The following is a 24068-nucleotide window of genomic DNA, read 5'->3' on the forward strand; positions in this document are numbered from 1 at the left end:
AAGTCTCCTGCTATTAGGGTATCCAAATACTCTGGGCGGTGATTATATCTGCCATGCCGGGCAGCACCAACGGAGAAGAAGATTTTGTATAAAAAGCCAGCCCCTTGAAACTGGTAAGGTACTGGTGTCCAGATGCCGGCCAGCCGGACTTAGCAGTAACTATGAGCGGGTCTTTTATCCGGTTAAGCACAGCCAAAAATTCCTGCGGCTCCAGGCGGACTATAACCCCTGAGGCCTTGGTTGCCTGAGCGATAGCCGCGTATGCCCCGGCACCACTTCCGTATGCCATGTTAGTCTGCCTCCAGCTTATAAGCTAAACCAAGAATAAACCAAAGGAAATTGTACCACAAGGCAGGCAAATTTACTTGCACCCGCCCGGCAAATATCCCCCGCCGTACTAAAATGCTAATGATACCTTTGCACCTCAAAACGGTAAAGCCTGACCGGGGCGTCCGGGGCTATGCCAGCCTTCTGGCGGCAAATGGCTATCTGTTCTGACGGGGTATCAACCCCCTCCAAATCAGGCAGCAGCAGCCCCCTTAGGTGGCCGCTTTCCACTATCACCCCGTACTTTTTAGCATCCAGACTGTTTATATCCTCTACCGCCTGGGGCGGGGTAAGCACATCAACACTGTAACTTAAAAACGGCAGCTCCCACTCTGACACAGGTTCAAAGCGGGGGTCTTTGCTTGAGGAACTTACGGCATTAGAGACAATCTCATCTGCAATATTATCAAAACGGGGTTCAAAAGTGCCTATGCAGCCCCGGAGTTCTCCCAGTTTCTTAAGTGAAACAAAGACACCGGCTTCTCCGGTAAGCTCAGCGGATATTTCGGCTGACGGGGTAATAACCTTTTTCTCTCTGACAAAAGTCTCCACCGCCGCTCTGGCCAGTGCTACCTGGGGGGATTCTTCAGTTTGTTCAACAACCAGCCCGGCATACCCCACTACCTGGTCCAGATGATGGGTGACATCACCGCTGGTCTGGTAAGCCACCACTCTGGCCCGCTTAGCCCCCATTTCCTTTACGGCGGTAAGCATGGCCGCTACCGGGGCAAAACCGCACATAGTTATGTGGTTTTGCTGTATTATTTCCAGCATCTGGGCGGCATCCAGCTTTATAATAGCATCCAGCGCCAGGCTGTCTTTTTGGTGGGCATCTGCCTGGGATTCATAGTGGGTCATATCTGAGGAGGCAATAATAATTGCCTCACGCCCGGTTTCCCTGAGGGCACTGGCAATGCCATGCCCTATTTCAGCCAGCGTTTCAGCCTTGCCGAAAGAAACAGTCAGGGGAACTATTTTTATATTAGGCTTGAAGTACTGGAGTATCGGCAGCTGTACTTCTATAGAGTGTTCATACTGGTGGGCAGACGGGTCTGCCTTTATATGGCGGCAGTATTTCATAATAGAGTGGGCCAGAGGGGAGTCTATTTCCACCTCTCCCATAGGCGTCTGCCAGATGCCAGATGCCATTATGGCATATTCCGCCCCTATGCCCGTATGGCTGGGGCCAAGTATAACAGCTGTCTCAGGCAAGTCTAAGCGGGAGGCTACCGCCATGGCTACCCCTCCCGAATACGGATAACCGGCATGGGGCATTACCGCCCCCAAATACCGTTCCTTGGCCACCCCTTTTACTTCCATAGGGGCAATAACTGAACGGATTTTCTCTTTGCTGGCCGGATAATAACGCCCGGCTGCAGACGCTGGTCTTAACATTATTCACCTTCCGCCGGGGAAGAGAGCCGGATATAAAGCTTTGACTGGCAACGGCGGCATCGGTCATTATCCAGACCGCATATTTCGCTGTTATAACCTTTGCGGCGGATAAGTGCCTGTCCGCACTCAGGGCAGCAGGTGGTCTCGCTTTTATGTCCGGGGACATTCCCCAGATATATGTATTTCAGCCCTTCGCCCTTACCTATTTCAACCGCCTTTTCCAGAGTCTCAAGCGGCGTAGAGGGCGTGTTCTGCATATCCCGGCAGGGATAAAAGCGGGTAACGTGCCAGGGAGTAAGCTCTCCCAGGCGGGTTTTTATCCAGCGGGCTATGCCGGTAAGCTGTTCAGAGTCATCATTATATGCGGGAATAATATTTGTTACCACTTCCACGTGCATACCCCACTGGGCTTTTGCCCTCTCGGTAGTAGTCAATATTTTTTCCCAATGCTGTATTTTGGATAATTTCTGATAAGTACCAGCCTTAAAACCCTTTATATCCACCCGGAAAGCATCCAGATAAGGGCCGATAGTATCCAGTGCCTGGGTAGACATATAACCATTGGTCACATATACGGTATACAAGCCGCTGTTTTTGGCCAGACGGGCACAGTCCAGGGTATATTCAAACCAGACAGTGGGTTCGTTATAGGTAAAAGCTATTCCCTGGCAATGGTACTCTTTAGCCATATTTACCGCCTGTTCGGGTAAAAGGGTGCGGGAGTTAAACAGCCTTTCATAGGTATCCGGGCAGGCAATCTCCCAGTTCTGGCAGCCGGAACAGTGGAAATTGCACCCCCAGCTGCCCAGCGAAAACACCTGACTGCCGGGATAAAAATGATAGAGCGGCTTCTTTTCTATGGGGTCTACCGCCACCGAGGAAGTACGCCCGTAATTAAGGCTGAACAGAGAACCGCTTATATTCTGGTAGACCTGGCAAACACCCAGGTGATTGGGGTTTATACGGCAGCTCCACTGGCAGGTATGACAGCGGGTTATGTTGTGGGGCATTTTCTGGTAGAGCAGGGCTTCGTGCATAATTGCTCCTCCAACTAGATTATAACACCACCCCCGGTAAAAAACACAGCTTCACACCAGTCTTAACAGGGGTTAATCAAAAAGATTCATGGCGGCAATACCACCCACCGTTAAAACCACCCCGCATATCTGGAGTATCCGCAGCCTTCTGCCGGCAGGCCATTCCAAAAGGAAACCCGGTATCAGGCGTAACAACACAAAGGCATATACCAGCACGAACAGGGGACGGGTACTGGAAATAGCCGAAACCAGCGAAATAGGGCCGTGCTGGATAGCCCAAAGAAGGAGCAGCATTCCCCCGAACAGAAAGAGTTCATCTAAAACTATCAGCGAGTAACAAAGCAGCGGCTTTGCAAGACCCTTCAGTTCGGCGAAAACACTCCTGCGGAAAGATACTGCCAGCAGAAACAGCGCCAGACATACGCCGCTTATCCAGTAGCTGTTCCAGAAGGTAATCACTTCCAGCACGTGCTTGTTTATTACATCAGACCCGGATATAAGCAGCCCGGCCAGTATCAGCAAAACCGTAGTTCTGCCCAGACGGAACGGCCTGCCATTACCGTTTTTGCGGGCAGATACCAGTATGACACCCCCCACCACCGCCAGTATGGCCAGCCACCTGAGCAAGCCTATGCTTTCGCCCAGCAAAGGTACGGCCATAAGGCTTACAAAAATGGGGTACGAATAATAGATGGGTATCACCCGTGAGACTTCTTCAGTCTTAAGGGCAAACAACATTATGTAAACAGAAAAGGCACGCAGAAGACCAGCCGTAACCGCCAGAAGGATAATGTCCGGGGGAGTGCCTTCGGCAAAGGGGAATACCAAAGCCAGAGGAAGATTGTAGCTTACCATCAGAAGCCCTACCGGCAGGATAAAAGCTTTTAGACTGGGAAATCTTTTTTGGAGAAGATGCCCGTCCAGAATATTCACCACGCTCAAAAGGGCAGTGGCCAGTAGAGCTGCAAAAAACCAAGACATATCCGAATGACTTAGTCTACACTATAACAGCATATTTTTAAATGCCTCAGGCATCTTCAAAAACCTTGCCAACCCTTTGCTGCGTTTGACTTTGGCGGGTATTATAACTATACTATCAGGGCATATTGACGCGGGGTGGAGCAGTGGTAGCTCGTCGGGCTCATAACCCGAAGGCCATAGGTTCGAATCCTATCCCCGCTACCAATTCTAAAGCTAAAAGCCTTCCGGAATAAGACCGGGGGGCTTTTTCTATAGGAGGAGAAAAGTGCTTAAAATAGACGGTACCAAAAAAGAAGTGTCCTACATTACGGTAAACTACAAAGACGGCACCAGAGAAACTCTGGATGACTATGCCCTGGTGGGATTAAGCGGGGAGACCTGGTTCAGCCTGCTCCATGCCGAGCTGTCTGCAGATGACATGGTGGAAATGAATAACCACGTAGCTGACCTGACCTATAAGATACGGGATTTTCTGGATAAGAAAAAGTAAGCTTTCAGCTTAAACACTTCCTGAAACAGGCCTATATAAATTATGAAGCCCGCTTTTAAGGCGGGCTTTTCTTGTTTATGGGTATAAAAGCCTAACGCTTCATGTTTACATATTGCAGGGGTACGTCAAAGTCCTGCCCGTTAAGCAGCTGCATTATCTCCTGCAAATCATCAATCTGCTTGCCGGTTATACGTATCTGTTCACCCTGTATGGCAGAATCCAGCTTGAGCTTGGTTGATTTTATAAACTTGGTTATCTTAGAAGCGGTTTCTTTGGTCAGGCCATCTTTTATTTTTATCTCGGTTTTGGCAGCCCCCAGCGAAACGGTATGGGCATCTGCAACATCCAGGCACTTGCTGTCCAGCTTGAACCGGACACACTGCTGAATCAAAGTTTCAATAATAGCCTTAAGTTTAAACTCATCTTCGGCAACTATTTCTATTTTCTTGTCTTTGCGGTTTAAAACCAGCTCGTACTTGGCGTTCTTAAAATCATATCGGTTTCCAAGGTCACGCTTGGCATTATTTACGGCATTGTCCATGGCTTGCATGTCTACTACGCTTACCACATCTAGAGACGGCATATTCCCTCCCATACTGCTTGTATAATACCCGCTATTGTAACACGTACCGGATTAAATTTCCGCAAAGAAAAACGCTAACGGAGGCTATGCCCGTATATAAATATAAAAATACCCAAGCATAACCTGGGCTGCAAAAATAAGCAGACGGCAAACCCTCTTAAAACAAAAAAAGAGGTCTTCAAACCTCTTTAAAAAATAAGCTGGTCCTGCCGCTAGCCCGATTACGCTCAGGGCTCCGCCCACGGGAGGGGACCTGGATGATAATTAAGCCGCTCGGCGCCTCAACCGACAGCACCCTGATTTCCCCCGGCAGGACCAACAAAGGTTATCAACTTTTTAATTTTCAACCGTTGTTTATAAGTATGGGTAAATTATGCCAGAATTATTTTATTTTGGCAATACTGTTTAAGCGGCAAATATGTATGACTTCTAAATTTAACAAACACACCTGAGCCGGATATCCCATACAGGCTTACTGCTCAAAGAAGGGCGCGGGGTTATTCAGAAAATCACGGTATATACGATAGTACTGGGTATCGTAATACCCTATAGAGGAAACAGGTGAGGTATCAAAAGTATATATGGCCGCATTCGGGCAGGCCAGCAGAATAGGCGAATGGCTGACAATGATAAACTGGTTATGGTCTGAGGCGGAGGCCTGACTTAAGAGCTTCAACAGCATAAGCTGGCTTTTGGGTGATAAAGCCGTTTCGGGCTCATCCATGAAATACAGGCCTTTTATCCTGTAACGGGATTCAAAATACTGCATCAGTGACTGGCCGTGAGAACGGTTGGCAAGGGAATCCCCGCCGAAGTATTTCAGGATATCCGGCGAAGCCGCTGCCCATTCATCCAGAAAACGGGTGAAGTCCTGAAAAGTGCGCGAATCAAAAAAGGAACCTTTTACCCCGCCTTGGGGCAAACCGAGTTCCAGATAGTCTGAAAGGCGGTCTGCATAGGGGTTATTATCCAGCGTCAGGCGGCTGGTATCTTCCCAGATATGCACACCGACCCTGCGGCAGATTGCCCTGAGCAAAGTGGACTTGCCGCTGCCGTTCTCTCCAATAAAAAAAGTAACCGGCTTACTAAAAGTTATTTCGGAGGTTTTATGCAGCACATCCAGATTAAAAGGGTAAAGGCTGTTATCCGGAAATCTGTCTGACCTGATTATTACCCTGTCCAGAAACATCAGCGCTGCCTCGTTGCCATAAACAATTTGCTGCCATTGTATGACGCAGGGATAAAGCTGTCAACGCATACTGCCAAATAAGGCAGGAAATCCGGCTGGCAAAGTGGTATTTAAATAACATCTTAAAGGCGGATAGGAATATAAGGGAACTACGGGACAAAAGACTCAAAGAAGCCAAGTGAAAATACTTTCCTGCCGGAAATAGCGGCGGATTTTGCCGCTTTACTCCCTCAGGGCTGGAGGAACAGCGCCCGGCTGTAGGCCAGTTCAAAACCAGCCCGGCGGGCATTGCGCTCAGATGAAGTACCCGGAGCAGCCACAAAAACCATCTGGCGGACGCCCATTTTGCGGGCAGCTTTCAGGCGGTGCTGGATAAGGGCAGTCTGAACTCCCCGGCGGCGGAAATCCGGTAAAGTGGCGTCTCCCCCCAGTTCAGCCATATGCCCCCGGACATATAAAACCCCGCCCCCGGCCGGTTTGCCGTCCAGATAGGCCAGATAGGCAGAAGAATTGCGGCTGTGATAGTTCGGCTCGCAGATAGACTGCATAGAGGGCAGGTCTGCCTCTGCAGCGGAAAAACCCCGGCTGACCACATCCAGCCAGGTAAGGTAGTTATTTTTGTTTACCGGCCAGATAACTATACCCGGCGGCTCTTTTATCTCAAGGCGGAAACTGCTTACTTCATGTACCAGCACACTGTCAAACTGATAAACCGTATAACCCCGTTTGCCCAGCAGATAAATCATATCTTCTTCGGCCAGCGGACAGACGTCCAGCATAGCCTTAAGACCATGTCCGTTATAAAACTCCTCCAGACCGGTCAGGTCTTCTTCAAGTATGCTTTCTTTTAGTCCCAGGCACATTACCCGGTTTATAGGGGACGCTTCTCCGTCATAGATAATAAACGCACCCTTAAACTCACGGACACAGCTGTCTAAATCAGGGTGCAAACGGACTCTGGCTGCCACATAGTCAGCCCGGCGCTGAGCCTGAAGCTCTTCCAGAGAAACCGCCAAATGTAGGTTAAGGTTCATATACCTAATACTTTAGCCGCTCTGCCCTGTTTCCACAATAACCCGACCCAAATATTTCCGCCTCACGCCCGTATCAAGTCCAAATGGCGGGCAATTCCGGCTGCTAACGGAAATACCGGACTGATAGCCTATTTGCCCTAAGGCAGTTCAGGAAGCTTTGTTCCCCAGCGGAGACCCGGGTTTACCTTCGCCTGCAGCCAACTCCAGCTTACGAAGTATGCCGAGCAAAATCTTCTCCCGGGCATGCAGGGCTTTTTTGTAAGTACCCGTTTCAGTATGGATTATCTCTACCCGAAGCTCACCGATATAGTTTTTGAGTATACCCGCCAGCATCTCATTTTCAGGCACGGTTAAGCTTTTAGTACTCATAAATCACCTCCCGGCGGCAATTCCGCCCTTCATTTAGGAAGTGCCAACCTCTATTTCAACTATCCCACAGGGGCTTGCACCTAACAATTAGTATGCATACGTATTTAAAGATAAAGAGTGTATTAGTTTTGGCAAGAAGATACGTAGGCAAAACCTGCCTGCCAGCGAAATATGAAAATCTGTTCAGGACATCTAAAAGTATTTGAAGCCGGAATTTACTTGACCTGATTTTTTTAAAAGACTAGACTAATCCAATGAAAATTGTAGGCATTACCGGTGGTATCGGCAGTGGCAAGACTACCGTTTGCCGTTATTTAAAGGAACTAGGGGTTAATATCATTGACGCCGACGAGATTGGCCACCGTGTACTCCAGAATAAAGGTATCCGCACCAGGATAACCGACGTTTTCGGCAATGAGGTTATGAACCCTGACGGGAGTATCAACCGCAAGATACTGGGCGAACTGGTCTTCGGATATCCCGAAAGGCTGGAGCACCTGAATAAAATCACCCACCCCCTGATAGAACAGGCCATTGCTTCCCTGCTGGAAGAATACCGTCAAAAAGGCATAAAGGCCGTAGCCATAGAAGCCCCTCTGCTGGTAGAGGCCGGCTGGTTAAAACTGGTAAATGAAGTCTGGCTTATTACCGCTCCCAAAGAAAGCATTTTCAAACGGCTACGCAACCGCATGGGTCTGAGCCGCGAGCAGGTTATGGCCCGTATCCAGTCCCAAGCCACCGATAATGAACGCCTCAAATACGCAAGTATTGTCATAAACAACAACTGCCGCTTTGAAGACCTGAAAAGCTGTGTGCAGCTGCTGGCTAAGGAACGGCTGGAGCTAGCTTAAGGTAATCAAGCCCTTCCGAAAGAGGCTTGGGGTCAAAGCCGAACTCTGTCTTTACGGCATCTTCGGCAGTTATATTGTCTACCGACAAAGCTTTCAACTCCGGCAGAGTAATGGGCGGGTTGGAACTGGTGCGTTCCATCAGCCAGACCAGCGGACGCATTAAACCCACCGGTACATGCAAACGGGGCTTTTTTACCCCCATAGCCTGCATCACCGCCGAAAGAACCTCATCATAAGTAAATATCCGGGGTCCGCCAATCTGTACGCTCTGATGTATCTTTTCCCCGTCCAGCATTTTCAGCAGGCAGCTGACCACGTCCTCCACCCAAATGGGCTGAAGGCGGGTTTTGCCGTTTCCGGCAACCGGGGCAAGTAAGGGATAGGGCTTAAATGAACGGATAAGGGCAGTTATAAAACCTGCTCCCTGCCCGAACATGACCGAAGGCTTTAAAATACTGTAATCCAGACCGGACTTACTGACCGCTTCTTCAGCCAGATACTTGGAATGGAGGTAAGTAAAACGGGGGTCGGCACTGGCACCCAGTATCCCCATGTGGATAAATCTTTTCACCCCGTTTTGGTCAGCCGCCGCCAGCATGTTTTTTGTGCCCTCTATATTTACCTTATCAAAGGTAATATCTTTATTTTCACGCAGTATGGCCACCAGATGGATTACGGCAAAGATATCTTTCATACTCTCCATAAGCACCGGCAGGTCATTTACCGTACCATACACAAACTCCACTCCGGGGGTTTTTACCCGCTTGGCTTCGGCCTCATTCATAACCAGCAGACGGATTTTAAAACCGTTTTCAGCCAGCCTGGGCAGCAAATGCCCGCCTACAAAACCGCTGCCGCCGCTGACAAATACTCTGTTAGTCATTTTGCCCCTCCTTCGCCGGATACTCTGAGTATAACTCCACAGGCCAACCGAAATGTATATCCCCCCAAAAGAAATTTTTGCTAATTTGGCGGTTTTAAGCTAAATTATAGGGGTAAATATGGCAGAGGTTCTTGACAAGAGCCGCTCTAACATATTATTTTTAGAAGGTTTTGTTTAAAAGCCAGGTGGCTTTGCGTTTTAATATATTCTACTGTATAATATTGCTTTGCTTTTGGGAGGTGTCAACATTTACGCCATAATTGAATCCGGTGGAAAACAATACAAGGTAACACCCGGCCAGCTGGTTGAAGTGGATTTGCTTGACCTGGCTGAGGGTGACAGCATTGAACTGGACAAGGTTCTGATGCTTAATGACGGTGAAACCGTTACTATAGGCTCCCCCACTGTTCCGGGTGCCAAGGTAACTGCCACTGTTGCCGGCCATATCAAGGGTGACAAGGTCTTTGCTTACCGTTTCAAGGCTAAATCCCGCAATCACAAGAAAACGGGACATCGCCAGCTGTACACTGTACTGACTATAGGTGAGATTCTGACCGGCGGGGCTGCCGAAAAGCCTGCCCGCAAGCCCAGAGCCAAGAAAACTAACGAGGTAACTACAGATGGCGCATAAAAAAGGTGCGGGTTCTACAAAGAACGGACGTGATAGCAAGCCCAAAATGCTGGGCGTAAAACGTTTTGCCGGTGAAAAAGTGCACTCAGGGACAATTATTGTCCGCCAGAGAGGCACCCGCATTCACCCCGGTGAAAATGTGGGGCTGGGGCGTGACTATACCATCTTCGCCACCTGCGAGGGTGTGGTGAAGTTTGAGCCCACCACTAATGACAGGAGGAAAGTCAGCGTAGTTGCTGACTAAGGCCGTATGAAGGAAAAAATACACCCTAAATATAATACCGCCACCAACGTAAGCTGTGCCTGCGGCAACACTTTTACAGTGGGTTCTACCAAAGACAGCATCAAGGTAGAGCTTTGTGCCCAGTGCCACCCCTTCTACACCGGTGAGAAAAGAATGGTTGACACCGCCGGACGGGTGGAGAAATTCCGCCAGCGTTACGGCAACAAAACCTAAGCATTTACCATTTAAAAATGCGATAATAAAAGGAGCGGTACTAAAAGCCGCTCCTTTTTGTTTATGACGGAGTAGTATATTGGCAGAAAAATTTTATTACGGCGGACAGGCGGTACTTGAAGGGGTAATGATGCGCGGCCAGAAAAACCTGGTCACTGCGGTACGCAACCCCGGCGGTGAAATCACCACCGAAGTAAGACCCCTGCATTCGCTTTATACCAGCAAATGGCGCAAAATGCCCGTGATACGGGGGGCTATTGTACTTATTGAGAGCATGATTCTGGGCATTCAGAGCCTTATATATTCGGCCAATATAGCCCTTAAGGAAGAGGAAGAAGAACTTTCGGGCGGGCTTTTGTGGCTGATGCTTTTGGTGTCACTGGGTTCCAGCGTAGCCCTTTTCTTTCTGGCGCCCTTGTTCATCACTAACCTTATGAGTTCCTTTTTGGAATCAGCCGTTTTGTTTAACCTGATTGAGGGTATAGTAAGGCTGGTGATATTTGTCATTTATATAAAACTGGTCACCCTGACACCGGATATCAAACGGGTTTTCGGCTACCACGGGGCGGAACATGCCACCATAAACGCCTTTGAGGCCGGTGTGCCGCTTGAACTGGAAAGGGCTGCCGAAATAAAAACTTACTCTACCGCCCACCTCCGCTGCGGCACCAGCTTTCTGCTGGCGGTAATGGTAATAGCCATACTGGTATTCAGCCTGATAGGCAAGCCTGCCTTTGCGGTTATGTTTGCTTCCCGGATAATACTGGTGCCGGTAATTGCAGCCTTAAGTTATGAATTTACCCGTTTCAGCGCCGGACACTGCCACAACCCGGTAGTCCGCTTTTTGATTAAACCGGGCCTGGCTTTGCAGTCACTGACTACCCGCCAGCCGGATATAAAACAAATCGAGGTTGCCATCACCGCCCTTAAAAAGACAGTAGAGATGGACAACCCCGATTATATTCCCCAAAAAGCCTGCCCTGAGTGCGAAGCGGCTACTTAAGCTCTACCGGTGTGAAAAAGCAGCTGCGGTTGCCGGTGTGGCAGGTGGGGCCCATAGGTTCAGCCTTTACCAGCACAGCATCCTTGTCACAGTCAAGGTACATTTCCTTGACAATAAGCTTGTTGCCGGAGGTAGCGCCTTTGTTCCAAAGCTCCTGGCGGCTGCGGCTGTAAAACCAGACACTGCCGGTTTCCTGAGTGAGCTTGAAGGATTCGGGGTTCATATAGCCCAGCATCAGCACCGTGCCATCCTTCACATCCTGTACTATGGCGGCTATAAGCCCTTTGTCGTCCAGTTTGAGTTCCATTTGAATACATTATCTCCCGTTTTTATTTTTGCGTAGAAAATGTTATTTTATCAGGAATTGGTTTAAAGTGCATCTTGTAAGTGATATTAAACGTACAAGATAAGTATACATCAAAACACAGGGGGTATGTTTTGGAGAAGTCACTTTGCATCCGCCGGGCAGACAGCCGTGATACAAATACGATTGCCGGTTTTAATGCATCTATGGCCCTGGAAACTGAAGACAAGGCACTGGATAAAGACGTTACTATGAAAGGGGCAGCCTATCTTTTTGAAAACCCCGGATACGGCTTTTACCTGATAGCCGAGTGTAACGGGGAAACCGCCGGTTCGCTTATGGTTACCTACGAATGGAGTGACTGGCGGAATAAATTTTACTGGTGGATTCAGAGTGTATATATAAAGCCCGAATTCCGCCGCCAGGGTATCTTCCGGGCTATGTATGAAAATCTGACCGCACAGGCTAAAGAAGCAGGCAATGTCTGCGGCCTGCGTTTATATGTGGAGAAAGAAAACAAACGCGCCCAAGCCACCTATGCCGAACTGGGCATGACCCCCAGCCACTACCTGATGTATGAAACAGATTTCTAAGCTAATCTAGGACAACTCTTCAAAGGCCCGTTTAAGGTTCAGGTCACCGGTATAAATGGCCTTGCCCACAATAGCCCCCTCCGCACCGATATCTTTCAAAAGGCGCAAATGGCTCAGGCTGGAAACACCCCCTGAAGCTATAACCGGCATATTTATAGCCGAAATAAGGTCTCGTATAGCCGCGAAGTTAGGCTCACTCAGAGTGCCGTCACGGCTTATATCAGTGTAAATAAAACGCTTCACACCCAGTTTTTTCATACTGCGGGCCAGTTCCAAAGCATCCACTTCGGTACTGTTTACCCAGCCGCGAGTGGCCACCTTGCCATTCCTGGCGTCTATACTGACGGCTACCGAGTCAGCGTATCTGGCACATATTTCCCTGACCAGCTCCGGGTTTTCCACCGCTGCCGTACCCAGTATTACCCGGTCAACCCCGGCCGTAAGCAGTTTCCTTACTGTATCCATACTGCGGATACCGCCACCCACTTCCACCGGTATAAGGGCGGAATTGGCTATTTCTTTTATAAGCTCAAAGTTAACACTTTCCCCGTCAGCAGCACCGTCCAAATCCACCACGTGCAGGCGGGGAGCGCCCAGAGACTGCCAGCGCATAGCCGTACCCACCGGGTCCGGAGAGTATACCGTTTCCTGAGCATAATCACCCTGAAGAAGGCGGACACACCTGCCGCCTAAAATATCTATTGCCGGTATTATTTCTATTTTGACACCTCTCTTGAAACTACCGCCTAAATACGGGATAACGGGGCAGCGCCGCTGCTGCAGTAATATGTCTCCGCAAAATGGTTCAGCTTCCATACCCGGCACTGGGGGCAAAGACAGCTTGTTTTGCTGATTACATACGGGCTTTTTGCCCGCTCACAGTAGACCACTTTATCCTTATGCCCCGGGTAACTGGGGCATTTTTTACACAGACAGAGCTTACTGTTAAACCCAAGTATCAGCTTTTTAACCGGATTATTGTTATTCACGCTTAAGCCCCCTTTTACCGAGACCTGCCTGAGATTGCCGCCATTATAACATCTTGGCGGTTTTTAGCGAAAGAACGGCTCTATTTGGGTTTTACCCTAAGACGCATTTTATCCCGCCCTATTACCACCACTTCCTGCCCGCTGGATATGACGGCTTCAGAAGTGACTGCCTCCCAAAGCTCCCCGTCCAGTCGTACCATCCCCTGCGGGTTTAAGTTTTCCACCACTACCGCACTGCTGCCGATAATAGTTTCCGCACCGGTAAGCGGTTTCTGGTCAAGCGTAACTGTACCCACATGGTAAAAATACACCGCTAGTACCAGCAAAACCCCTTCGGCAAGCAGCACCACCCAAAGCGGCAGGGGGAAATCCGCTTTCGGCAGCAGCCATAAACCCAGCAGGGCAATGCCTGCCCCTTCTAAAAGCGTAGTAAATACAGTCCAGACCAGGCGGATATTCATAGCGTTATTATACCAACAACCCCCTCACCTTAATACAACCAAAAGGGGGCTTTGTTGCCCGTATTTGGCGGCGGTGTTATAATCTGGGGACTTGTAAACGGGGGATATTATGAAGCTAAACCGCGAAGATGTACTCCACATTGCCCGCCTGGCTAAACTGGGGCTGGAGGAAGATGAAATAAACCGCTTGAGTAAAGAGCTTTCGGCCTTGCTGGAGCATTTTGAGGTACTGCAGCAGGTGGATACCACCGGCGTAGAGCCGACCGCCCAGTCCACCCCGATTAAAAGCGTACTCAAAGAGGATATTATAAAGCCCTCTTATGACCGTGAGGAAATACTTTCAAATGCCCCCAGACGCGAGGGTGCTTATGTGCGGATACGGGCGGTGATGGAATAATGACAGATTTAATCAAGCTGACCATTGCCCAGTCCCACAAACTGCTGAAAGAACGGAAACTGTCATCCGCCGAGCTTACCCAAGCCCATCTGGACAGGATAGAAAAACTTGAGCCTGAGATAAAGGCTTTTATGACTGTCTGCCCTGAGAGTGCTTTAGCCCAGGCTAAAGCGGCTGACGAAGCTATAAAACAGGGGCATATCCGCCCGCTAACCGGTATCCCCATGGCCCTTAAAGATGTATTATGCACCAAAGGTATCCGCACCACCTGTTCCTCCAAGATGCTGGAAAACTTTGTGCCGCCGTATAATGCCCACGTGGTGGACAAACTGGCCGAAGAAGGGGCGGTGCTGCTGGGTAAAACCAACATGGACGAATTTGCCATGGGTTCTTCCACCGAAAACTCGGCCTTCTTTACCACCCATAATCCCTGGAATACCGCCAAAGTTCCCGGCGGCTCTTCCGGCGGTTCGGCTGCCTGTGTGGCTGCTTCGGAAGCAGTATTCTCGCTGGGTTCGGATACCGGCGGTTCTATCCGCCAACCGGCCAGCTTCTGCAGTGTTACCGGACTGAAACCCAGCTACGGTATGGTAAGCCGCTACGGGCTGGTAGCCTTTGCCAGTTCGCTTGACCAGATAGGCCCTTTTACCAAAGATGTTTTGGACTGTGCTCTGGTAATGAATGCCATTGCCGGCTTTGATGACCGTGACTCCACCTCCGTCCCCCAGACAGTGCCTGATTTCAGCAGCTGCCTTGACGGGGATATAAAGGGGTTTAAACTGGGTGTACCCAAAGAATATTTCAGCCAGAATATGCGGGCAGATATAGCCGAGAAGATAAATGACGCCCTGGGAGTACTTTCGGGTCTGGGTGCAAGCGTAGACCGGGAGGTATCCCTGCCCCATACCCCATACGCACTGGCGGTTTATTACATACTGGCACCCTCCGAGGCTTCGGCCAATTTGTCACGGTATGACGGGGTAAAATACGGTTATTCTTACAACCAGACCGAAAACATGTGGGAAGCTATGGAAAAGACCCGCGCCAAGGGATTCGGGCCGGAAGTAAAACGGCGTATCATGATAGGTACTTACGCCCTTTCAGCCGGCTATTATGACGCCTGGTATGTCAAAGCCCAGAAGGTGCGCACTCTGATAAGCCAGGAGTTTAACAACGCCTTTGAAAAATATGACGCCCTTATAACCCCCACCACCCCCAACTTGCCTTTCAGTATCGGCGAAAAGCTGAGTGACCCCTTTGAGATGTATATGTGTGACACCTGCACTATCCCCATAAATATTGCCGGATTGCCCGCCATAAGCATACCGGCCGGGTTTGTAGATGGTTTACCAGTGGGTTTACAAATTATAGGCAAGCCCTTTGCTGACCAGACTATTATGCGCATAGCCCATGCTTTCCAGTGCGCTACCGCCTGGCACAAGGAAACTCCCCGGTTATAGAGAGGTGTGGAAAATCCATGATTAAGCAGCCAAGTGATTGGTATCAGGCCAGTATTGAAACTGTTACCAACCTGGAAACGACCCTTAGCCCCAAAGAGGTCAAAAAATACCGTCTGAAATGGCTTGAGACCGTCCTTTACCAGATGGATAACTTCGGACAGAACTGCGAAGATTGCAGTATGTTCCGCCATGCCCTGACCGCCTGCCTGAAAACCCTGGGCAATAAACCTGTTGCCAAGGCAGATGAAGAGTCATACTTCAACACCTTAAACGGGGTTGTTATCCACCTGCAGAGTAAGCACAAGCTGACACCCCCCGGCGAAAATATAGGTATCTGGCTGGCACTAGGGCTGGCTCTGGGTGCCGGGCTGGGTTTTGTGCTGAGCAATATGGCCACCGGTATTGCCATAGGGCTGGTTACCGGGCTGGTCATAGGCGCTATTCTGGATATTGCCGCCCGCAAGCAGGGGCGCGGCATTTAAAAAACCTGATTCTTTAAGTCAAAGAACAGGGCGGCTGGCAAACAGCCGCCTTTCGTTTATGTGATAGTTTCTAAAATGTATATATACCTTGACATTTTGTAAATATAGCTTTACAATACCAATCTATGAATATCAAAATTTACCGCTATATAGTTATTTTGCTATCGGTAATACTGGGTATCGGCATAGGCTGGGCTGCAGCCAACGGATTGTACCTGTTCGGGCTGCTGGTAGTGCCTATCTTTATAGGTATGAATATATTTTTAAGAAGCCAGGTCAAGGGCATACTGGCAGACGAACGCCAGTACCGTATTCAGGAAAAGGCTGCCAGTTTCACCATCCGCATTTTCGGCCCGGTAATAGGTCTTGCCCCTCTGGTTTACATGGTGATTAATGAAGACGCCGCCTCTTCTCCCGAATACTGGCTGCTGGTAGGCATGGCCTTATTCTTTATTTTGCTGTATGACCTGGCTAATCTGTATTACCGGAATAAAATGTAAATATTATGCAAAATAAACTCCGGGTTTTAAGAGCCATACACAACCTTACTCAGGAGGAACTGGCGGACAAACTGGGTATAACCCGCCAGACCGTTATCGCTATAGAGCGGGGAAAGTACTCCCCCTCCCTGGAGCTGGCTTTCAAGATAGCTTCCCTTTTCAAAGCACCAATAGAAGAAATATTTATATACAATACTGAACAGGAAAGGCAATGATAGAAGTAAACAACCTTAGCAAAAGCTTCAAGGGCAAAACAGTACTGGATAATATCAGTTTCAGTGTAGCTCAGGGGGAAATATTCGGTTTTCTGGGGCCAAACGGCGCCGGCAAAACCACCACCATGAGAATTATTTTAGGTCTTTTAAACCCCAGCAGCGGCCAGGCCACCCTGAACGGCAAAAATCTGGCTAAAGATGATGCCGCCAGAAGCAAAGTGGGGGTTCTGCTGGAAGTGGACGGCATTTATGACCGCCTGAGCGCCTATGAAAACCTGCGGTATTTTGCAGATATCTACCGGATACCTAACCGCGAAGCCCGGATAAACGAACTGCTGGAATTTTTTGACCTGAACGGATGCCGGAATGACCCGGCAGGCAAATTTTCAAAAGGCATGAAACGCAAACTGGCGCTGGCCAAGGCTATTATGCACAAACCGGAGGTTCTTTTTCTGGACGAACCGGCCTCCGGGCTTGACCCCGAAGCCCAGAAAAACTTCCGTGACCTTATCCTGTCCCTCTCACGCGAGGGCAATATGACTATTTTTCTGAATTCGCATGACCTGGACGAAGTCCAGCGTATCTGCAATAAAGTGGCCATTATCAAGGGCGGCAAACTGCTGGCCTGGGACAGTCTGGCCAACCTGGGCAGGAAAAACCGCCAGCCCGGCATGGAACTTTCCTTTGGCAATACGGCTGATATTGAGCAAGCCGAAAAACTGCTCACCTCAGCCAAACTGGCAATTGATATTCACCGTACCCAGGAGGGCCTGACCCTGACCCCGGCTGAAGGTGCGGACACCTCCCAGATAATCACTTATCTAGCCGGTCATGATATTAAGCTGGAAGAAGTGCGCAAACTAAAACGGTCTCTGGAGGAAATATATCTGGAGACTATGAAACAGGAGACCAGGTAATGCAAAATATATTTACGGTAGCTAAAAAGGAAATCCGGGATAACTTCAGCAACAGGGGTATGCTTATTCAGGCGCTCATTATGCCCGTGCTGTTCGGTTTTCTGTATTCCAATAACCTGTCCAGTCAGGCGGGTATGAATTTATCCATTAACGGCATAGTCTTTTACCTGTCCATTATGATAAGTGCCTTTATGTCTTATATGTTCCTCAGCCAGGCATTCGTAATGGAAAAATACACCCGCACCATTGAAAGCCTGATGTGCACCCCGCTCAGCCTGCGGGATATTCTGCTGGGCAAAGTGCTGGGGGTAAGCGTCTCCACCTACCCGTTTGTCCTGCTGGCCGTCTTGATACCCATTATCCGTACCGGTCTTGAAAACGGGGAGTTTATACTGCCCTCGCTGGCGATATTTGTTCAAGTGCTGTTTGTGACCCCGCTGGTTATCCTGGGCTTTGTAAACCTGATGGGCTTTTTAAACCTGTATGTGGGGCTGAAAGAGTACCGCATTCTAAACCTGATAGTCTTCGTACCCCTGTTCGGCCTGATGGGTGCGGGTATAGGTCTGGCCAGCAATATAGATGCCCAATGGGCTCTGGTAGGCATAGTAGCCGGTGTGGCGGTATTGCTGCTGGCTATTTCTACTTACCTGACCCGCTTTCTCAGCCGGGAAAGGATAGTAACCACTCTGCCCTAAAATATTTTTATCAGCCTGTTTGCCCCCTGCGTACATAATACTCAGGGGGCATTTCTTTGACAGCGGCAAGTAAAGAGGAGTATTTTTTAGATTTAAATATATCTGTTATAATAGCTCTACCACAAACAGGAGAAAATAATGCTTAGTGACATTTTAAAAATCCTGGAAAATGACTCCCGTATTACACCTGACAGACTGGCCTGCATGACCGGCCTTGCCGAAGAGGATATCAGCCGTGAGATAAAGCAAGCCGAAGCTGACAAGACTATCCTCAAATATAAAACCGTCATAAACTGGGAGAAATTGGGACACGAACAGGTTTTCGCCCTGATTGAGGTCAAGGTCAGCCCCCAGAGAGATGTGGGTTTTGATGCCATTGCCGAAAGGATTTACCGCTACCCGGAGGTGCGCTCCTGCTATCTGCTTTCAGGCACTTATGACCTGCTGGTAATGGTAGGCGGCAAGACTATGCAGATGGTGGCTAATTTCGTAGCCCAAAAACTGGCTCCGATAGAAGGCGTACAGGGAGCGGTCACCCATTTTCTGCTTAAGCGGTTCAAAGAAGACGACGAAATAATTGACGGCAACGATGATATCAAACGCGAACCGGTAGTCCTTTAATAAATATTCAGAGGTTTAGGCCATGACATCACAGGTGGAAACGGACAAAGGTTTTATCTCAGACAGAGCCAAAGAGCTCAAGCCTTCCGGCATACGCAAATTCTTTGACCTGGCCGCCAAGATGGGCAGCGGAGCTATATCTCTGGGTGTGGGTGAACCTGACTTTACAACCCCGTGGCATATTCGCGAATCTGCCATTTACGCTCTGGAAAAGGGCTATACCATGTATACCTCTAACGCCGGACTTTTGGAACTCCGCCAGGAGATAGCCAAATACCTGTACCAAACCTACAAACTGGAGTACAACCCCGAAACCGAAATCTTAATAACCGTAGGCTCAAGTGAGGCTTTGGACCTGGTTATGCGGGCTACCCTAAACCCCGGTGACGAAGTGCTTATGACTGATCCGGCTTATGTGGCTTATCCCTCATGTGTCTTTATGGCATACGGCAACCCGGTCCAGATACCCACTTTTGAAGCTAATAATTTTGAAATAAGTGCGGCAGATATTGCCCCCAGAATTACCCCCAAGACCCGTTCAATTTTGCTGGGGTATCCTTCAAACCCCACCGGGGCGGTTATGCCCAAGGCCAAACTGGCCGAGATTGCCAAGCTGGTGTGCGAGAAGAACCTGTTGGTGGTATCTGACGAAATATATGACAAGATTATCTACTCCGGTTTTGAACATACCTGCTTTGCCACTTTGCCGGGTATGCGCGAACGGAGTGTAATTATCAACGGCTTTTCCAAAACATATGCCATGACCGGCTGGCGGATTGGTTATGCGGCCGGTCCGGCGGATATTATTCAGGCTATGACCAAAATACATCAACATACCATGCTGTGTGCTCCCATTGCCGCCCAGAAAGCCGCCCTGGAAGCCCTGAAGAATGGTCAGGATGACGTGCGGCTGATGGTAGAGGAATATGACCGCCGCCGCCGGTTTATAGTAAAAAGCTTCAACGATATGGGGCTGTCCTGCTTTGAGCCCAAAGGCGCTTTTTACACCTTTCCTTCAGTCAAAAAAACCGGACTGAGTTCAGCCGAATTTGCCGAAAAGCTGCTCCTGGAAGAAAAGGTGGCCGCCGTACCCGGCACTGCCTTTGGTGACAGCGGCGAGGGTTACCTGCGCTGCTGTTACGCTACCTCCATGAAAGATATAGAAGAAGCCATGAAACGTTTCCGCCACTTTTTAAAGCACAACTGCCCCGGAATGTAAGCCGCTTATTTACTGTAAAACTAAAGCCCCGCCAAAAGCGGGGCTTATTTTATAACCATAAATTTGCCAGTGATTGGAATCAGCGGAGATTCATTTTCCGGCGGACTTCATCAATAGTCTCCCGGGCTATCGCCCCGGCCCGTTCCGCCCCGTCTGCCATAATGCGGTAAATCTCATCAGGGTTTTCAGCCAGCTTGCTTCTTTTTGCCCGGATGGGGCGCAAGTAGACGTTAATAGCTTCGGCCAGAGCCCGTTTGCACTGAACACAGCCTATGCGGGCGTTCCGGCAGTCATCTGCAATCTGGGCTACCGCCTGGGGGCTGAAATAATTGTGCAGTTTGTACACGTTGCAGATATCCGGGTGGCCGGGGTCGGTCTTATACTGGCGGGCAGGGTCAGTAACCGCACTCATTACTTTTTTGGCAGTCTCTTCCTCTGACAGAGCCAGCTCAATATGATTGTTGAGCGACTTGCTCATTTTGTCCTTGCCGTCCAGACCGACCACTGTGGGAAAATTGGTCAGGCGTGCCTGCGCCTCAGGGAAGGTATCACCGAATTTTTCATTGAACCGGCGGACTATCTCACGGGTAAGCTCCAGATGAGGCAGCTGGTCAACCCCCACCGGCACTAAGTCAGCCTTGTAAAGGGATATATCTGCCGCCTGAAGCACCGGATAGCCTACCAGACCATAGTTAACATTGTCAGGGTGCATCCTGACCTTTTCCTTGAAGGTAGGCACCCGAAGCAGCCAGCTTAGAGGGGTAATCATACCGAACAGGGTAAAGAGTTCGTTTATTTCCGGCACCTGAGACTGAACAAACAGGATACACTTTTTGGGGTCCAGACCAGATGCCAGCAAATCCAGCATCATTTCATATATGTTTTCTTTTAAGGCATCCGTTTCTTCCAGAGTGGTCAGGGCGTGAATGTCTACTACGCAGTAAATACATTCGTAATCATCTTGCAAGGCCACATAGTTTTTAACCGCTCCAAGGTAGTTGCCCAGATGGAGACGGCCTGTGGGACGGACACCGGAAAAAACCCGTTTCATTTGCTCCTCCTAAATAACAGGTGGATTGTAACATAAGCTAAAGCTAATTTAAAGCTAAGTTCCGGCTGAAAGGCTGCCCAGATACGAACAGACTTCGGATATAGTGGTTTCGTCAGTGGAAGCCCCGGAGGTAATGCCAATGCGGTTTACCCCCCTAAGCCATCCGGTTTGCAGTTCCGAAGCAGTCTCTATCAGATAAGTATTGGATACGGTCTTGCACAAATCCAGCAGGTGGCGGGTATTGGCGCTGTTATGCCCGCCGATAACCAGCATCAGGTCTACCCTGCCTGCCAGTTCCAAAGCGGCTGTCTGCCGCTCACGTATGTCGTGGCAGAGAGTATCCGCTATACGGATTTCAGCATCTTTCACCAGAGCCTGGTCTATCACATTTTTTACAAACGAGGTGAAACCGGTGGGTATCTGGGTGGTTTGGGAAAGCACCCCTATATAACGGGATACATCTGGCACGTCAACCAGTCCCTGGGGATTAAGGGTAGCCAGCCCGTCCCCGCCTGCCCAACCCATAATGCCCTTAACCTCCGGGTGGTTTACATCACCGTAGATTACGGTAAAAAACCCGGCATCATGAAAGCGTTTGGCAGCTACCTGAGCCCTTTTTACAAACGGACAGGTGGTATCCACTACCTCCAGCCCCTTAGATTTCAGTTCATCTAAAACTAAAGGCCCCACCCCGTGGGAGGAAATGGCTACCGTCCGGCCGGAAATGTCTTCTATATTTTTTACTACCCTGACACCCATGCCCGAAAGGCGGTTTAAGACCTGCTGGTTATGCACTAAAGCCCCCAGCGTCTCCACCCCGCCCTTTTCGGCGGCAGTTTTCTCCAGTATGTTTATGGCACGCCGTACCCCAAAACAAAAACCGATATTAGATGCGCATTCCACTTTCATAGCTAAAAGCCATTATATCCCGTATATCCTGCCAAAACAAATAGTTCTTGATTTAGATGCTTTAATGCTACATAATGGCTTAAGATGACTATCAGCGCCGGTAAACTGCTTAACCTGACTGCTCTGGCCAGCCAGAGAGGTTTATTTGAGATTGCGGCTATGGACCACCGCGGCTCCATAAAAAAGCACCTCTGCCCGAAAACCACCGAAGAAGAATGCTACCACAGCCTGGCTGATTTCAAACTGAGCCTTTGCCGGGCTTTTTCAGGACAGGCCAGCGCCGTACTCCTTGACCCCATTTACGGGTTACCTGAGTGCCTGGCCCAAAACGCCATTGCACCCGGCTGCGGCTTGCTTGTCAGCCTGGAATCAAGCGGCTACGGCGGAGAGGCCGAGTACCGGACTACCGAACTTCTTAAAAACTGGGGGGTAAACAAGATAAAACTGCTGGGGGCAAACGCCGTCAAGCTGCTGCTTTATTACCGCCCGGATATCAAAGATTTAGCCAAGACCCAGCAGCTTCTGGTAAAGACCGTGGCTGACGAATGCCGCAAACTGGATATCCCCTTTGTGCTTGAGCCTGTCACCTACCCCACCGGGCAGGAACTGAAAAATGCCGGGCTTTTTGCCAAAAACAAACCGAGTTTAGTCCTTTCCACCGTAGAAGACTTGGCAGGACTGGGTATAGATATACTCAAAGTGGAGTTCCCTGCCGACCTCCGCTTCAGCCTGACCGAAGATGAGGCCTTTATATCCGCCCGAAAACTGGACTCCATCTGTCCCGTTCCCTGGGCTATACTCTCCGCCGGGGCGGATTTTAACCTGTACGTGCGTGAACTGGAGATAGCCTGCCAGTGCGGGGCATCCGGTTTTCTGGCCGGCAGAGCCGTCTGGCAGGAAGCTTTGGAGATAACCAACCCGGTAAACCGCCAGGATTTTATAAACCGCGTGGCCGCCGAAAGGTTTAAACGCCTGTGTCAGATAGCCGAAAATACGGGACGCCCCTGGCATGAAAAACTGGGACTTAAAGCGGGTAATTTTATAAACCCCGGCCCCACCTGGTATGCCAACTACCAGCCGGGAGAAAACCCATGATTACCACCGTTACCCTAAACCCCTGTCTGGACAAACATATAGACGTGCATGGTCTGGTACTGTACGAAACTAACCGCTGGCATCTTATGTCCAAATATGCCGGCGGCAAAGGCATAGATGTATCACGGGCGATACATGAAATGGGAAATGATACCATTGCCTGCGGTTTTCTGGGCGGTGAAGAGGGACGGGAGATAGAAACCCTACTTGCAAAACAGGGGCTTAAATACCGCTTCACTCCCATCAGCCAGCCTACCCGAAGCTGTTTTATAATATACGACACTAAAACCCGCCGCCAGACTAACCTTAACGCCCCCGGCCCGCGGATAACGCCGTCTGAACTGAAACTTTTTCACGAAGACCTGCACAGGGAAAGCGCTTCGTCAAACATTATTGTTATGTCAGGCAGCGTACCGCCGGGAGTACCTGCAAACGTCTATTTCACCCTTATCAAGAGTGCCCATAAACTGGGCAAGCAAACCATACTGGATACCACCGGCAAATACCTGCGGGCAGGGCTCAAGGCTAAACCCTGTCTGGTAAAGCCCAATATCCGCGAAGCGGAAGAGCTGCTGGGCAGGAAACTGGAAACCGAGGCTGAAATAATACTAGGGGCTAAGGAAATAGTCCAAATGGGAGCAGGCATAGCGGTAATCTCCATGGGCAAAAAAGGGCTGATAGCCAGTGACGGCAAGCAGGTGATAAAAGCCAGCTCTCCCTATGTGCGGGTAAAAAGCGCGGTGGGGGCGGGTGATTCAACGGTGGCCGGCTTGGCCATATCCCTCTGCCAAGGGGACAGCCTGGAAGAAGCCTGCCGTTTAGGTGTAGCCATGGGGACAGCCGCCGTGATGACGCCGGGCACCGAACTCTGCCACCGCGAAGACGTTTTGTACTGGCTGCCCCGTATTAAAATCCGCCGTTTAGCTTAGT

General features: G+C 49.7%; 33 protein-coding genes and 1 tRNA gene. 19 read left to right on the top strand and 15 right to left on the bottom strand.

Translation table 11 applies throughout. The features are described from left to right. Nucleotides 1-13: 13 nt before the first annotated feature. The 4 genes from ACE6F3_RS01020 to ACE6F3_RS01035 form a co-directional block, all read right to left on the bottom strand. Nucleotides 14-289, bottom strand: a complete 276-nt coding sequence (locus ACE6F3_RS01020; protein ID WP_279115333.1) for a hypothetical protein — start codon at nucleotides 287-289, stop codon at nucleotides 14-16. Between the two features lie 116 nt (nucleotides 290-405). Then, nucleotides 406-1722: an AmmeMemoRadiSam system protein B gene (gene amrB, locus ACE6F3_RS01025; RefSeq protein ID WP_279115330.1), complete on the bottom strand. Its 1317-nt coding sequence runs from the start codon at nucleotides 1720-1722 to the stop codon at nucleotides 406-408. Then, nucleotides 1722-2759: an AmmeMemoRadiSam system radical SAM enzyme gene (amrS, locus tag ACE6F3_RS01030; protein WP_279115328.1), complete on the bottom strand. Its 1038-nt coding sequence runs from the start codon at nucleotides 2757-2759 to the stop codon at nucleotides 1722-1724. The genes amrB and amrS overlap by 1 nt, the downstream gene beginning before the upstream one ends. A 72-nt stretch (nucleotides 2760-2831) precedes the next feature. Beyond that, the gene (locus ACE6F3_RS01035; protein ID WP_279115325.1) at nucleotides 2832-3740 is read right to left on the bottom strand and encodes an EamA family transporter; all 909 of its coding nucleotides are present in this window, start codon (nucleotides 3738-3740) and stop codon (nucleotides 2832-2834) included. A 129-nt stretch (nucleotides 3741-3869) separates the two neighbouring features. Between ACE6F3_RS01035 and ACE6F3_RS01040 the strand changes: the two genes are divergently transcribed. Both ACE6F3_RS01040 and ACE6F3_RS01045 read left to right on the top strand, forming a co-directional pair. After that, nucleotides 3870-3944, top strand: a tRNA-Met gene (locus tag ACE6F3_RS01040). A 61-nt stretch (nucleotides 3945-4005) separates the two neighbouring features. Then, nucleotides 4006-4230 (top strand): hypothetical protein, encoded by a 225-nt coding sequence (locus ACE6F3_RS01045; RefSeq protein ID WP_010937005.1) that lies wholly within the window; start codon nucleotides 4006-4008, stop codon nucleotides 4228-4230. Nucleotides 4231-4321: 91 nt separating this feature from the next. Here the strand turns inward: ACE6F3_RS01045 and ACE6F3_RS01050 are convergent, their stop codons facing one another. The 4 genes from ACE6F3_RS01050 to ACE6F3_RS01065 all read right to left on the bottom strand — a co-directional run bounded on the left by ACE6F3_RS01050 (nucleotide 4322) and on the right by ACE6F3_RS01065 (nucleotide 7405). Continuing rightward, nucleotides 4322-4813 carry a YajQ family cyclic di-GMP-binding protein gene (locus ACE6F3_RS01050; RefSeq protein WP_010937006.1) on the bottom strand — a complete coding sequence of 164 codons (492 nt, stop codon included), beginning with the start codon at nucleotides 4811-4813 and terminating at the stop codon, nucleotides 4322-4324. Nucleotides 4814-5285: 472 nt separating this feature from the next. Beyond that, nucleotides 5286-6002: an AAA family ATPase gene (locus ACE6F3_RS01055; protein WP_279115322.1), complete on the bottom strand. Its 717-nt coding sequence runs from the start codon at nucleotides 6000-6002 to the stop codon at nucleotides 5286-5288. Nucleotides 6003-6232: 230 nt separating this feature from the next. Beyond that, a complete protein-coding gene (locus tag ACE6F3_RS01060; RefSeq protein WP_279115321.1) occupies nucleotides 6233-7036 on the bottom strand; it encodes a GNAT family N-acetyltransferase in 804 nt (267 codons plus the stop codon). A gap of 147 nt (nucleotides 7037-7183) precedes the next feature. Further along, nucleotides 7184-7405, bottom strand: coding sequence for a hypothetical protein (locus ACE6F3_RS01065; protein WP_279115318.1), 222 nt, complete (start codon nucleotides 7403-7405; stop codon nucleotides 7184-7186). Between the two features lie 254 nt (nucleotides 7406-7659). Here ACE6F3_RS01065 and coaE point away from each other — a divergent pair, with 254 nt between their 5' ends. Next, nucleotides 7660-8256: a dephospho-CoA kinase gene (coaE, locus tag ACE6F3_RS01070; protein WP_010937011.1), complete on the top strand. Its 597-nt coding sequence runs from the start codon at nucleotides 7660-7662 to the stop codon at nucleotides 8254-8256. On the opposite strand, the gene ACE6F3_RS01075 is transcribed toward coaE, so the two are convergent. Beyond that, nucleotides 8231-9139: an NAD-dependent epimerase/dehydratase family protein gene (locus ACE6F3_RS01075; protein WP_324664518.1), complete on the bottom strand. Its 909-nt coding sequence runs from the start codon at nucleotides 9137-9139 to the stop codon at nucleotides 8231-8233. The two genes, coaE and ACE6F3_RS01075, sit on opposite strands and share 26 nt — an antisense overlap. 232 nt (nucleotides 9140-9371) lie before the next feature. On the opposite strand from ACE6F3_RS01075, the gene rplU reads away from it, so the two are divergent. From rplU to ACE6F3_RS01095, 4 genes are all read left to right on the top strand, one after another. Then, nucleotides 9372-9770: a 50S ribosomal protein L21 gene (rplU, locus tag ACE6F3_RS01080; RefSeq protein ID WP_171973454.1), complete on the top strand. Its 399-nt coding sequence runs from the start codon at nucleotides 9372-9374 to the stop codon at nucleotides 9768-9770. Further along, complete coding sequence (gene rpmA, locus ACE6F3_RS01085; RefSeq protein WP_010937014.1) at nucleotides 9760-10014, top strand: 50S ribosomal protein L27; 255 nt, start codon at nucleotides 9760-9762, stop codon at nucleotides 10012-10014. The genes rplU and rpmA overlap by 11 nt, the downstream gene beginning before the upstream one ends. A gap of 6 nt (nucleotides 10015-10020) precedes the next feature. After that, a complete protein-coding gene (gene rpmE / locus ACE6F3_RS01090) occupies nucleotides 10021-10227 on the top strand; it encodes a 50S ribosomal protein L31 (RefSeq protein WP_010937015.1) in 207 nt (68 codons plus the stop codon). Nucleotides 10228-10306: 79 nt separating this feature from the next. Then, on the top strand, nucleotides 10307-11230 hold the full coding sequence (locus ACE6F3_RS01095; protein ID WP_010937016.1) for a DUF1385 domain-containing protein: 924 nt from the start codon (nucleotides 10307-10309) through the stop codon (nucleotides 11228-11230). Here ACE6F3_RS01095 and hisI read toward each other — a convergent pair. Beyond that, nucleotides 11223-11537 (bottom strand): phosphoribosyl-AMP cyclohydrolase, encoded by a 315-nt coding sequence (gene hisI, locus ACE6F3_RS01100; RefSeq protein WP_077975536.1) that lies wholly within the window; start codon nucleotides 11535-11537, stop codon nucleotides 11223-11225. The genes ACE6F3_RS01095 and hisI overlap by 8 nt on opposite strands. Nucleotides 11538-11668: 131 nt before the next feature. On the opposite strand from hisI, the gene ACE6F3_RS01105 reads away from it, so the two are divergent. Continuing rightward, entirely contained in the window at nucleotides 11669-12127 is a 459-nt protein-coding gene (locus ACE6F3_RS01105) for a GNAT family N-acetyltransferase (RefSeq protein WP_279115309.1), read from the top strand. Between the two features lie 6 nt (nucleotides 12128-12133). Here the strand turns inward: ACE6F3_RS01105 and hisA are convergent, their stop codons facing one another. From hisA to ACE6F3_RS01120, 3 genes are all read right to left on the bottom strand, one after another. Next, nucleotides 12134-12943: a 1-(5-phosphoribosyl)-5-[(5-phosphoribosylamino)methylideneamino]imidazole-4-carboxamide isomerase gene (gene hisA / locus ACE6F3_RS01110; RefSeq protein WP_324664524.1), complete on the bottom strand. Its 810-nt coding sequence runs from the start codon at nucleotides 12941-12943 to the stop codon at nucleotides 12134-12136. Next, on the bottom strand, nucleotides 12874-13116 hold the full coding sequence (locus ACE6F3_RS01115) for a DUF2769 domain-containing protein (protein WP_096476879.1): 243 nt from the start codon (nucleotides 13114-13116) through the stop codon (nucleotides 12874-12876). The genes hisA and ACE6F3_RS01115 overlap by 70 nt, the downstream gene beginning before the upstream one ends. A gap of 80 nt (nucleotides 13117-13196) precedes the next feature. Next, nucleotides 13197-13577, bottom strand: coding sequence for an NfeD family protein (locus ACE6F3_RS01120; protein ID WP_279115306.1), 381 nt, complete (start codon nucleotides 13575-13577; stop codon nucleotides 13197-13199). A 109-nt stretch (nucleotides 13578-13686) separates the two neighbouring features. On the opposite strand from ACE6F3_RS01120, the gene gatC reads away from it, so the two are divergent. The 9 genes from gatC to ACE6F3_RS01165 all read left to right on the top strand — a co-directional run bounded on the left by gatC (nucleotide 13687) and on the right by ACE6F3_RS01165 (nucleotide 20083). After that, nucleotides 13687-13974 carry an Asp-tRNA(Asn)/Glu-tRNA(Gln) amidotransferase subunit GatC gene (gatC, locus tag ACE6F3_RS01125; protein WP_279115304.1) on the top strand — a complete coding sequence of 96 codons (288 nt, stop codon included), beginning with the start codon at nucleotides 13687-13689 and terminating at the stop codon, nucleotides 13972-13974. Then, the gene (gatA, locus tag ACE6F3_RS01130) at nucleotides 13974-15434 is read left to right on the top strand and encodes an Asp-tRNA(Asn)/Glu-tRNA(Gln) amidotransferase subunit GatA (RefSeq protein WP_279115302.1); all 1461 of its coding nucleotides are present in this window, start codon (nucleotides 13974-13976) and stop codon (nucleotides 15432-15434) included. The genes gatC and gatA overlap by 1 nt, the downstream gene beginning before the upstream one ends. 17 nt (nucleotides 15435-15451) lie before the next feature. Beyond that, a complete protein-coding gene (locus ACE6F3_RS01135; RefSeq protein ID WP_279115300.1) occupies nucleotides 15452-15916 on the top strand; it encodes a glycine zipper family protein in 465 nt (154 codons plus the stop codon). A gap of 125 nt (nucleotides 15917-16041) precedes the next feature. Further along, nucleotides 16042-16416 (top strand): DUF2178 domain-containing protein, encoded by a 375-nt coding sequence (locus ACE6F3_RS01140; RefSeq protein WP_279115297.1) that lies wholly within the window; start codon nucleotides 16042-16044, stop codon nucleotides 16414-16416. A 5-nt stretch (nucleotides 16417-16421) separates the two neighbouring features. Beyond that, the gene (locus ACE6F3_RS01145) at nucleotides 16422-16631 is read left to right on the top strand and encodes a helix-turn-helix transcriptional regulator (RefSeq protein ID WP_279115295.1); all 210 of its coding nucleotides are present in this window, start codon (nucleotides 16422-16424) and stop codon (nucleotides 16629-16631) included. Beyond that, nucleotides 16628-17548 (top strand): ABC transporter ATP-binding protein, encoded by a 921-nt coding sequence (locus ACE6F3_RS01150; RefSeq protein ID WP_279115293.1) that lies wholly within the window; start codon nucleotides 16628-16630, stop codon nucleotides 17546-17548. The genes ACE6F3_RS01145 and ACE6F3_RS01150 overlap by 4 nt, the downstream gene beginning before the upstream one ends. Continuing rightward, complete coding sequence (locus ACE6F3_RS01155; RefSeq protein ID WP_041342884.1) at nucleotides 17548-18243, top strand: ABC transporter permease; 696 nt, start codon at nucleotides 17548-17550, stop codon at nucleotides 18241-18243. The genes ACE6F3_RS01150 and ACE6F3_RS01155 overlap by 1 nt, the downstream gene beginning before the upstream one ends. 138 nt (nucleotides 18244-18381) lie before the next feature. After that, nucleotides 18382-18864 (top strand): Lrp/AsnC family transcriptional regulator, encoded by a 483-nt coding sequence (locus ACE6F3_RS01160; RefSeq protein WP_041342887.1) that lies wholly within the window; start codon nucleotides 18382-18384, stop codon nucleotides 18862-18864. A 22-nt stretch (nucleotides 18865-18886) separates the two neighbouring features. Then, nucleotides 18887-20083, top strand: coding sequence for an aminotransferase class I/II-fold pyridoxal phosphate-dependent enzyme (locus ACE6F3_RS01165; protein WP_041342890.1), 1197 nt, complete (start codon nucleotides 18887-18889; stop codon nucleotides 20081-20083). Between the two features lie 79 nt (nucleotides 20084-20162). On the opposite strand, the gene trpS is transcribed toward ACE6F3_RS01165, so the two are convergent. Together trpS and ispH are read right to left on the bottom strand one after the other, a co-directional pair. Then, nucleotides 20163-21134, bottom strand: coding sequence for a tryptophan--tRNA ligase (gene trpS / locus ACE6F3_RS01170; protein WP_010937031.1), 972 nt, complete (start codon nucleotides 21132-21134; stop codon nucleotides 20163-20165). A 54-nt stretch (nucleotides 21135-21188) separates the two neighbouring features. Beyond that, on the bottom strand, nucleotides 21189-22043 hold the full coding sequence (ispH, locus tag ACE6F3_RS01175) for a 4-hydroxy-3-methylbut-2-enyl diphosphate reductase (protein ID WP_010937032.1): 855 nt from the start codon (nucleotides 22041-22043) through the stop codon (nucleotides 21189-21191). Nucleotides 22044-22127: 84 nt separating this feature from the next. On the opposite strand from ispH, the gene ACE6F3_RS01180 reads away from it, so the two are divergent. Both ACE6F3_RS01180 and pfkB read left to right on the top strand, forming a co-directional pair. Continuing rightward, nucleotides 22128-23138 carry a tagatose 1,6-diphosphate aldolase gene (locus ACE6F3_RS01180; RefSeq protein ID WP_279115287.1) on the top strand — a complete coding sequence of 337 codons (1011 nt, stop codon included), beginning with the start codon at nucleotides 22128-22130 and terminating at the stop codon, nucleotides 23136-23138. Next, entirely contained in the window at nucleotides 23135-24067 is a 933-nt protein-coding gene (gene pfkB, locus ACE6F3_RS01185) for a 1-phosphofructokinase (RefSeq protein ID WP_096476884.1), read from the top strand. The genes ACE6F3_RS01180 and pfkB overlap by 4 nt, the downstream gene beginning before the upstream one ends. Nucleotide 24068: the final 1 nt, after the last annotated feature.

The organism is Dehalococcoides sp. THU4, from assembly GCF_043231265.1.
Classification (GTDB): domain Bacteria; phylum Chloroflexota; class Dehalococcoidia; order Dehalococcoidales; family Dehalococcoidaceae; genus Dehalococcoides; species Dehalococcoides mccartyi.

Bases quoted from the DNA above. Each gene is read 5' to 3' on its own strand.
- ACE6F3_RS01020 (WP_279115333.1), bottom strand. From the start codon at position 289: ATGGCATACGGAAGTGGTGCCGGGGCATACGCGGCTATCGCTCAGGCA.
- amrB (WP_279115330.1), bottom strand. From the start codon at position 1,722: ATGTTAAGACCAGCGTCTGCAGCCGGGCGTTATTATCCGGCCAGCAAA.
- amrS (WP_279115328.1), bottom strand. From the start codon at position 2,759: ATGCACGAAGCCCTGCTCTACCAGAAAATGCCCCACAACATAACCCGC.
- ACE6F3_RS01035 (WP_279115325.1), bottom strand. From the start codon at position 3,740: ATGTCTTGGTTTTTTGCAGCTCTACTGGCCACTGCCCTTTTGAGCGTG.
- ACE6F3_RS01050 (WP_010937006.1), bottom strand. From the start codon at position 4,813: ATGCCGTCTCTAGATGTGGTAAGCGTAGTAGACATGCAAGCCATGGAC.
- ACE6F3_RS01055 (WP_279115322.1), bottom strand. From the start codon at position 6,002: ATGTTTCTGGACAGGGTAATAATCAGGTCAGACAGATTTCCGGATAAC.
- ACE6F3_RS01060 (WP_279115321.1), bottom strand. From the start codon at position 7,036: ATGAACCTTAACCTACATTTGGCGGTTTCTCTGGAAGAGCTTCAGGCT.
- ACE6F3_RS01065 (WP_279115318.1), bottom strand. From the start codon at position 7,405: ATGAGTACTAAAAGCTTAACCGTGCCTGAAAATGAGATGCTGGCGGGT.
- coaE (WP_010937011.1), top strand. From the start codon at position 7,660: ATGAAAATTGTAGGCATTACCGGTGGTATCGGCAGTGGCAAGACTACC.
- ACE6F3_RS01075 (WP_324664518.1), bottom strand. From the start codon at position 9,139: ATGACTAACAGAGTATTTGTCAGCGGCGGCAGCGGTTTTGTAGGCGGG.
- rpmA (WP_010937014.1), top strand. From the start codon at position 9,760: ATGGCGCATAAAAAAGGTGCGGGTTCTACAAAGAACGGACGTGATAGC.
- rpmE (WP_010937015.1), top strand. From the start codon at position 10,021: ATGAAGGAAAAAATACACCCTAAATATAATACCGCCACCAACGTAAGC.
- hisI (WP_077975536.1), bottom strand. From the start codon at position 11,537: ATGGAACTCAAACTGGACGACAAAGGGCTTATAGCCGCCATAGTACAG.
- hisA (WP_324664524.1), bottom strand. From the start codon at position 12,943: ATGGAAGCTGAACCATTTTGCGGAGACATATTACTGCAGCAGCGGCGC.
- ACE6F3_RS01120 (WP_279115306.1), bottom strand. From the start codon at position 13,577: ATGAATATCCGCCTGGTCTGGACTGTATTTACTACGCTTTTAGAAGGG.
- gatC (WP_279115304.1), top strand. From the start codon at position 13,687: ATGAAGCTAAACCGCGAAGATGTACTCCACATTGCCCGCCTGGCTAAA.
- gatA (WP_279115302.1), top strand. From the start codon at position 13,974: ATGACAGATTTAATCAAGCTGACCATTGCCCAGTCCCACAAACTGCTG.
- ACE6F3_RS01135 (WP_279115300.1), top strand. From the start codon at position 15,452: ATGATTAAGCAGCCAAGTGATTGGTATCAGGCCAGTATTGAAACTGTT.
- ACE6F3_RS01140 (WP_279115297.1), top strand. From the start codon at position 16,042: ATGAATATCAAAATTTACCGCTATATAGTTATTTTGCTATCGGTAATA.
- ACE6F3_RS01145 (WP_279115295.1), top strand. From the start codon at position 16,422: ATGCAAAATAAACTCCGGGTTTTAAGAGCCATACACAACCTTACTCAG.
- ACE6F3_RS01150 (WP_279115293.1), top strand. From the start codon at position 16,628: ATGATAGAAGTAAACAACCTTAGCAAAAGCTTCAAGGGCAAAACAGTA.
- ACE6F3_RS01155 (WP_041342884.1), top strand. From the start codon at position 17,548: ATGCAAAATATATTTACGGTAGCTAAAAAGGAAATCCGGGATAACTTC.
- ACE6F3_RS01160 (WP_041342887.1), top strand. From the start codon at position 18,382: ATGCTTAGTGACATTTTAAAAATCCTGGAAAATGACTCCCGTATTACA.
- ACE6F3_RS01165 (WP_041342890.1), top strand. From the start codon at position 18,887: ATGACATCACAGGTGGAAACGGACAAAGGTTTTATCTCAGACAGAGCC.
- trpS (WP_010937031.1), bottom strand. From the start codon at position 21,134: ATGAAACGGGTTTTTTCCGGTGTCCGTCCCACAGGCCGTCTCCATCTG.
- ispH (WP_010937032.1), bottom strand. From the start codon at position 22,043: ATGAAAGTGGAATGCGCATCTAATATCGGTTTTTGTTTTGGGGTACGG.
- ACE6F3_RS01180 (WP_279115287.1), top strand. From the start codon at position 22,128: ATGACTATCAGCGCCGGTAAACTGCTTAACCTGACTGCTCTGGCCAGC.
- pfkB (WP_096476884.1), top strand. From the start codon at position 23,135: ATGATTACCACCGTTACCCTAAACCCCTGTCTGGACAAACATATAGAC.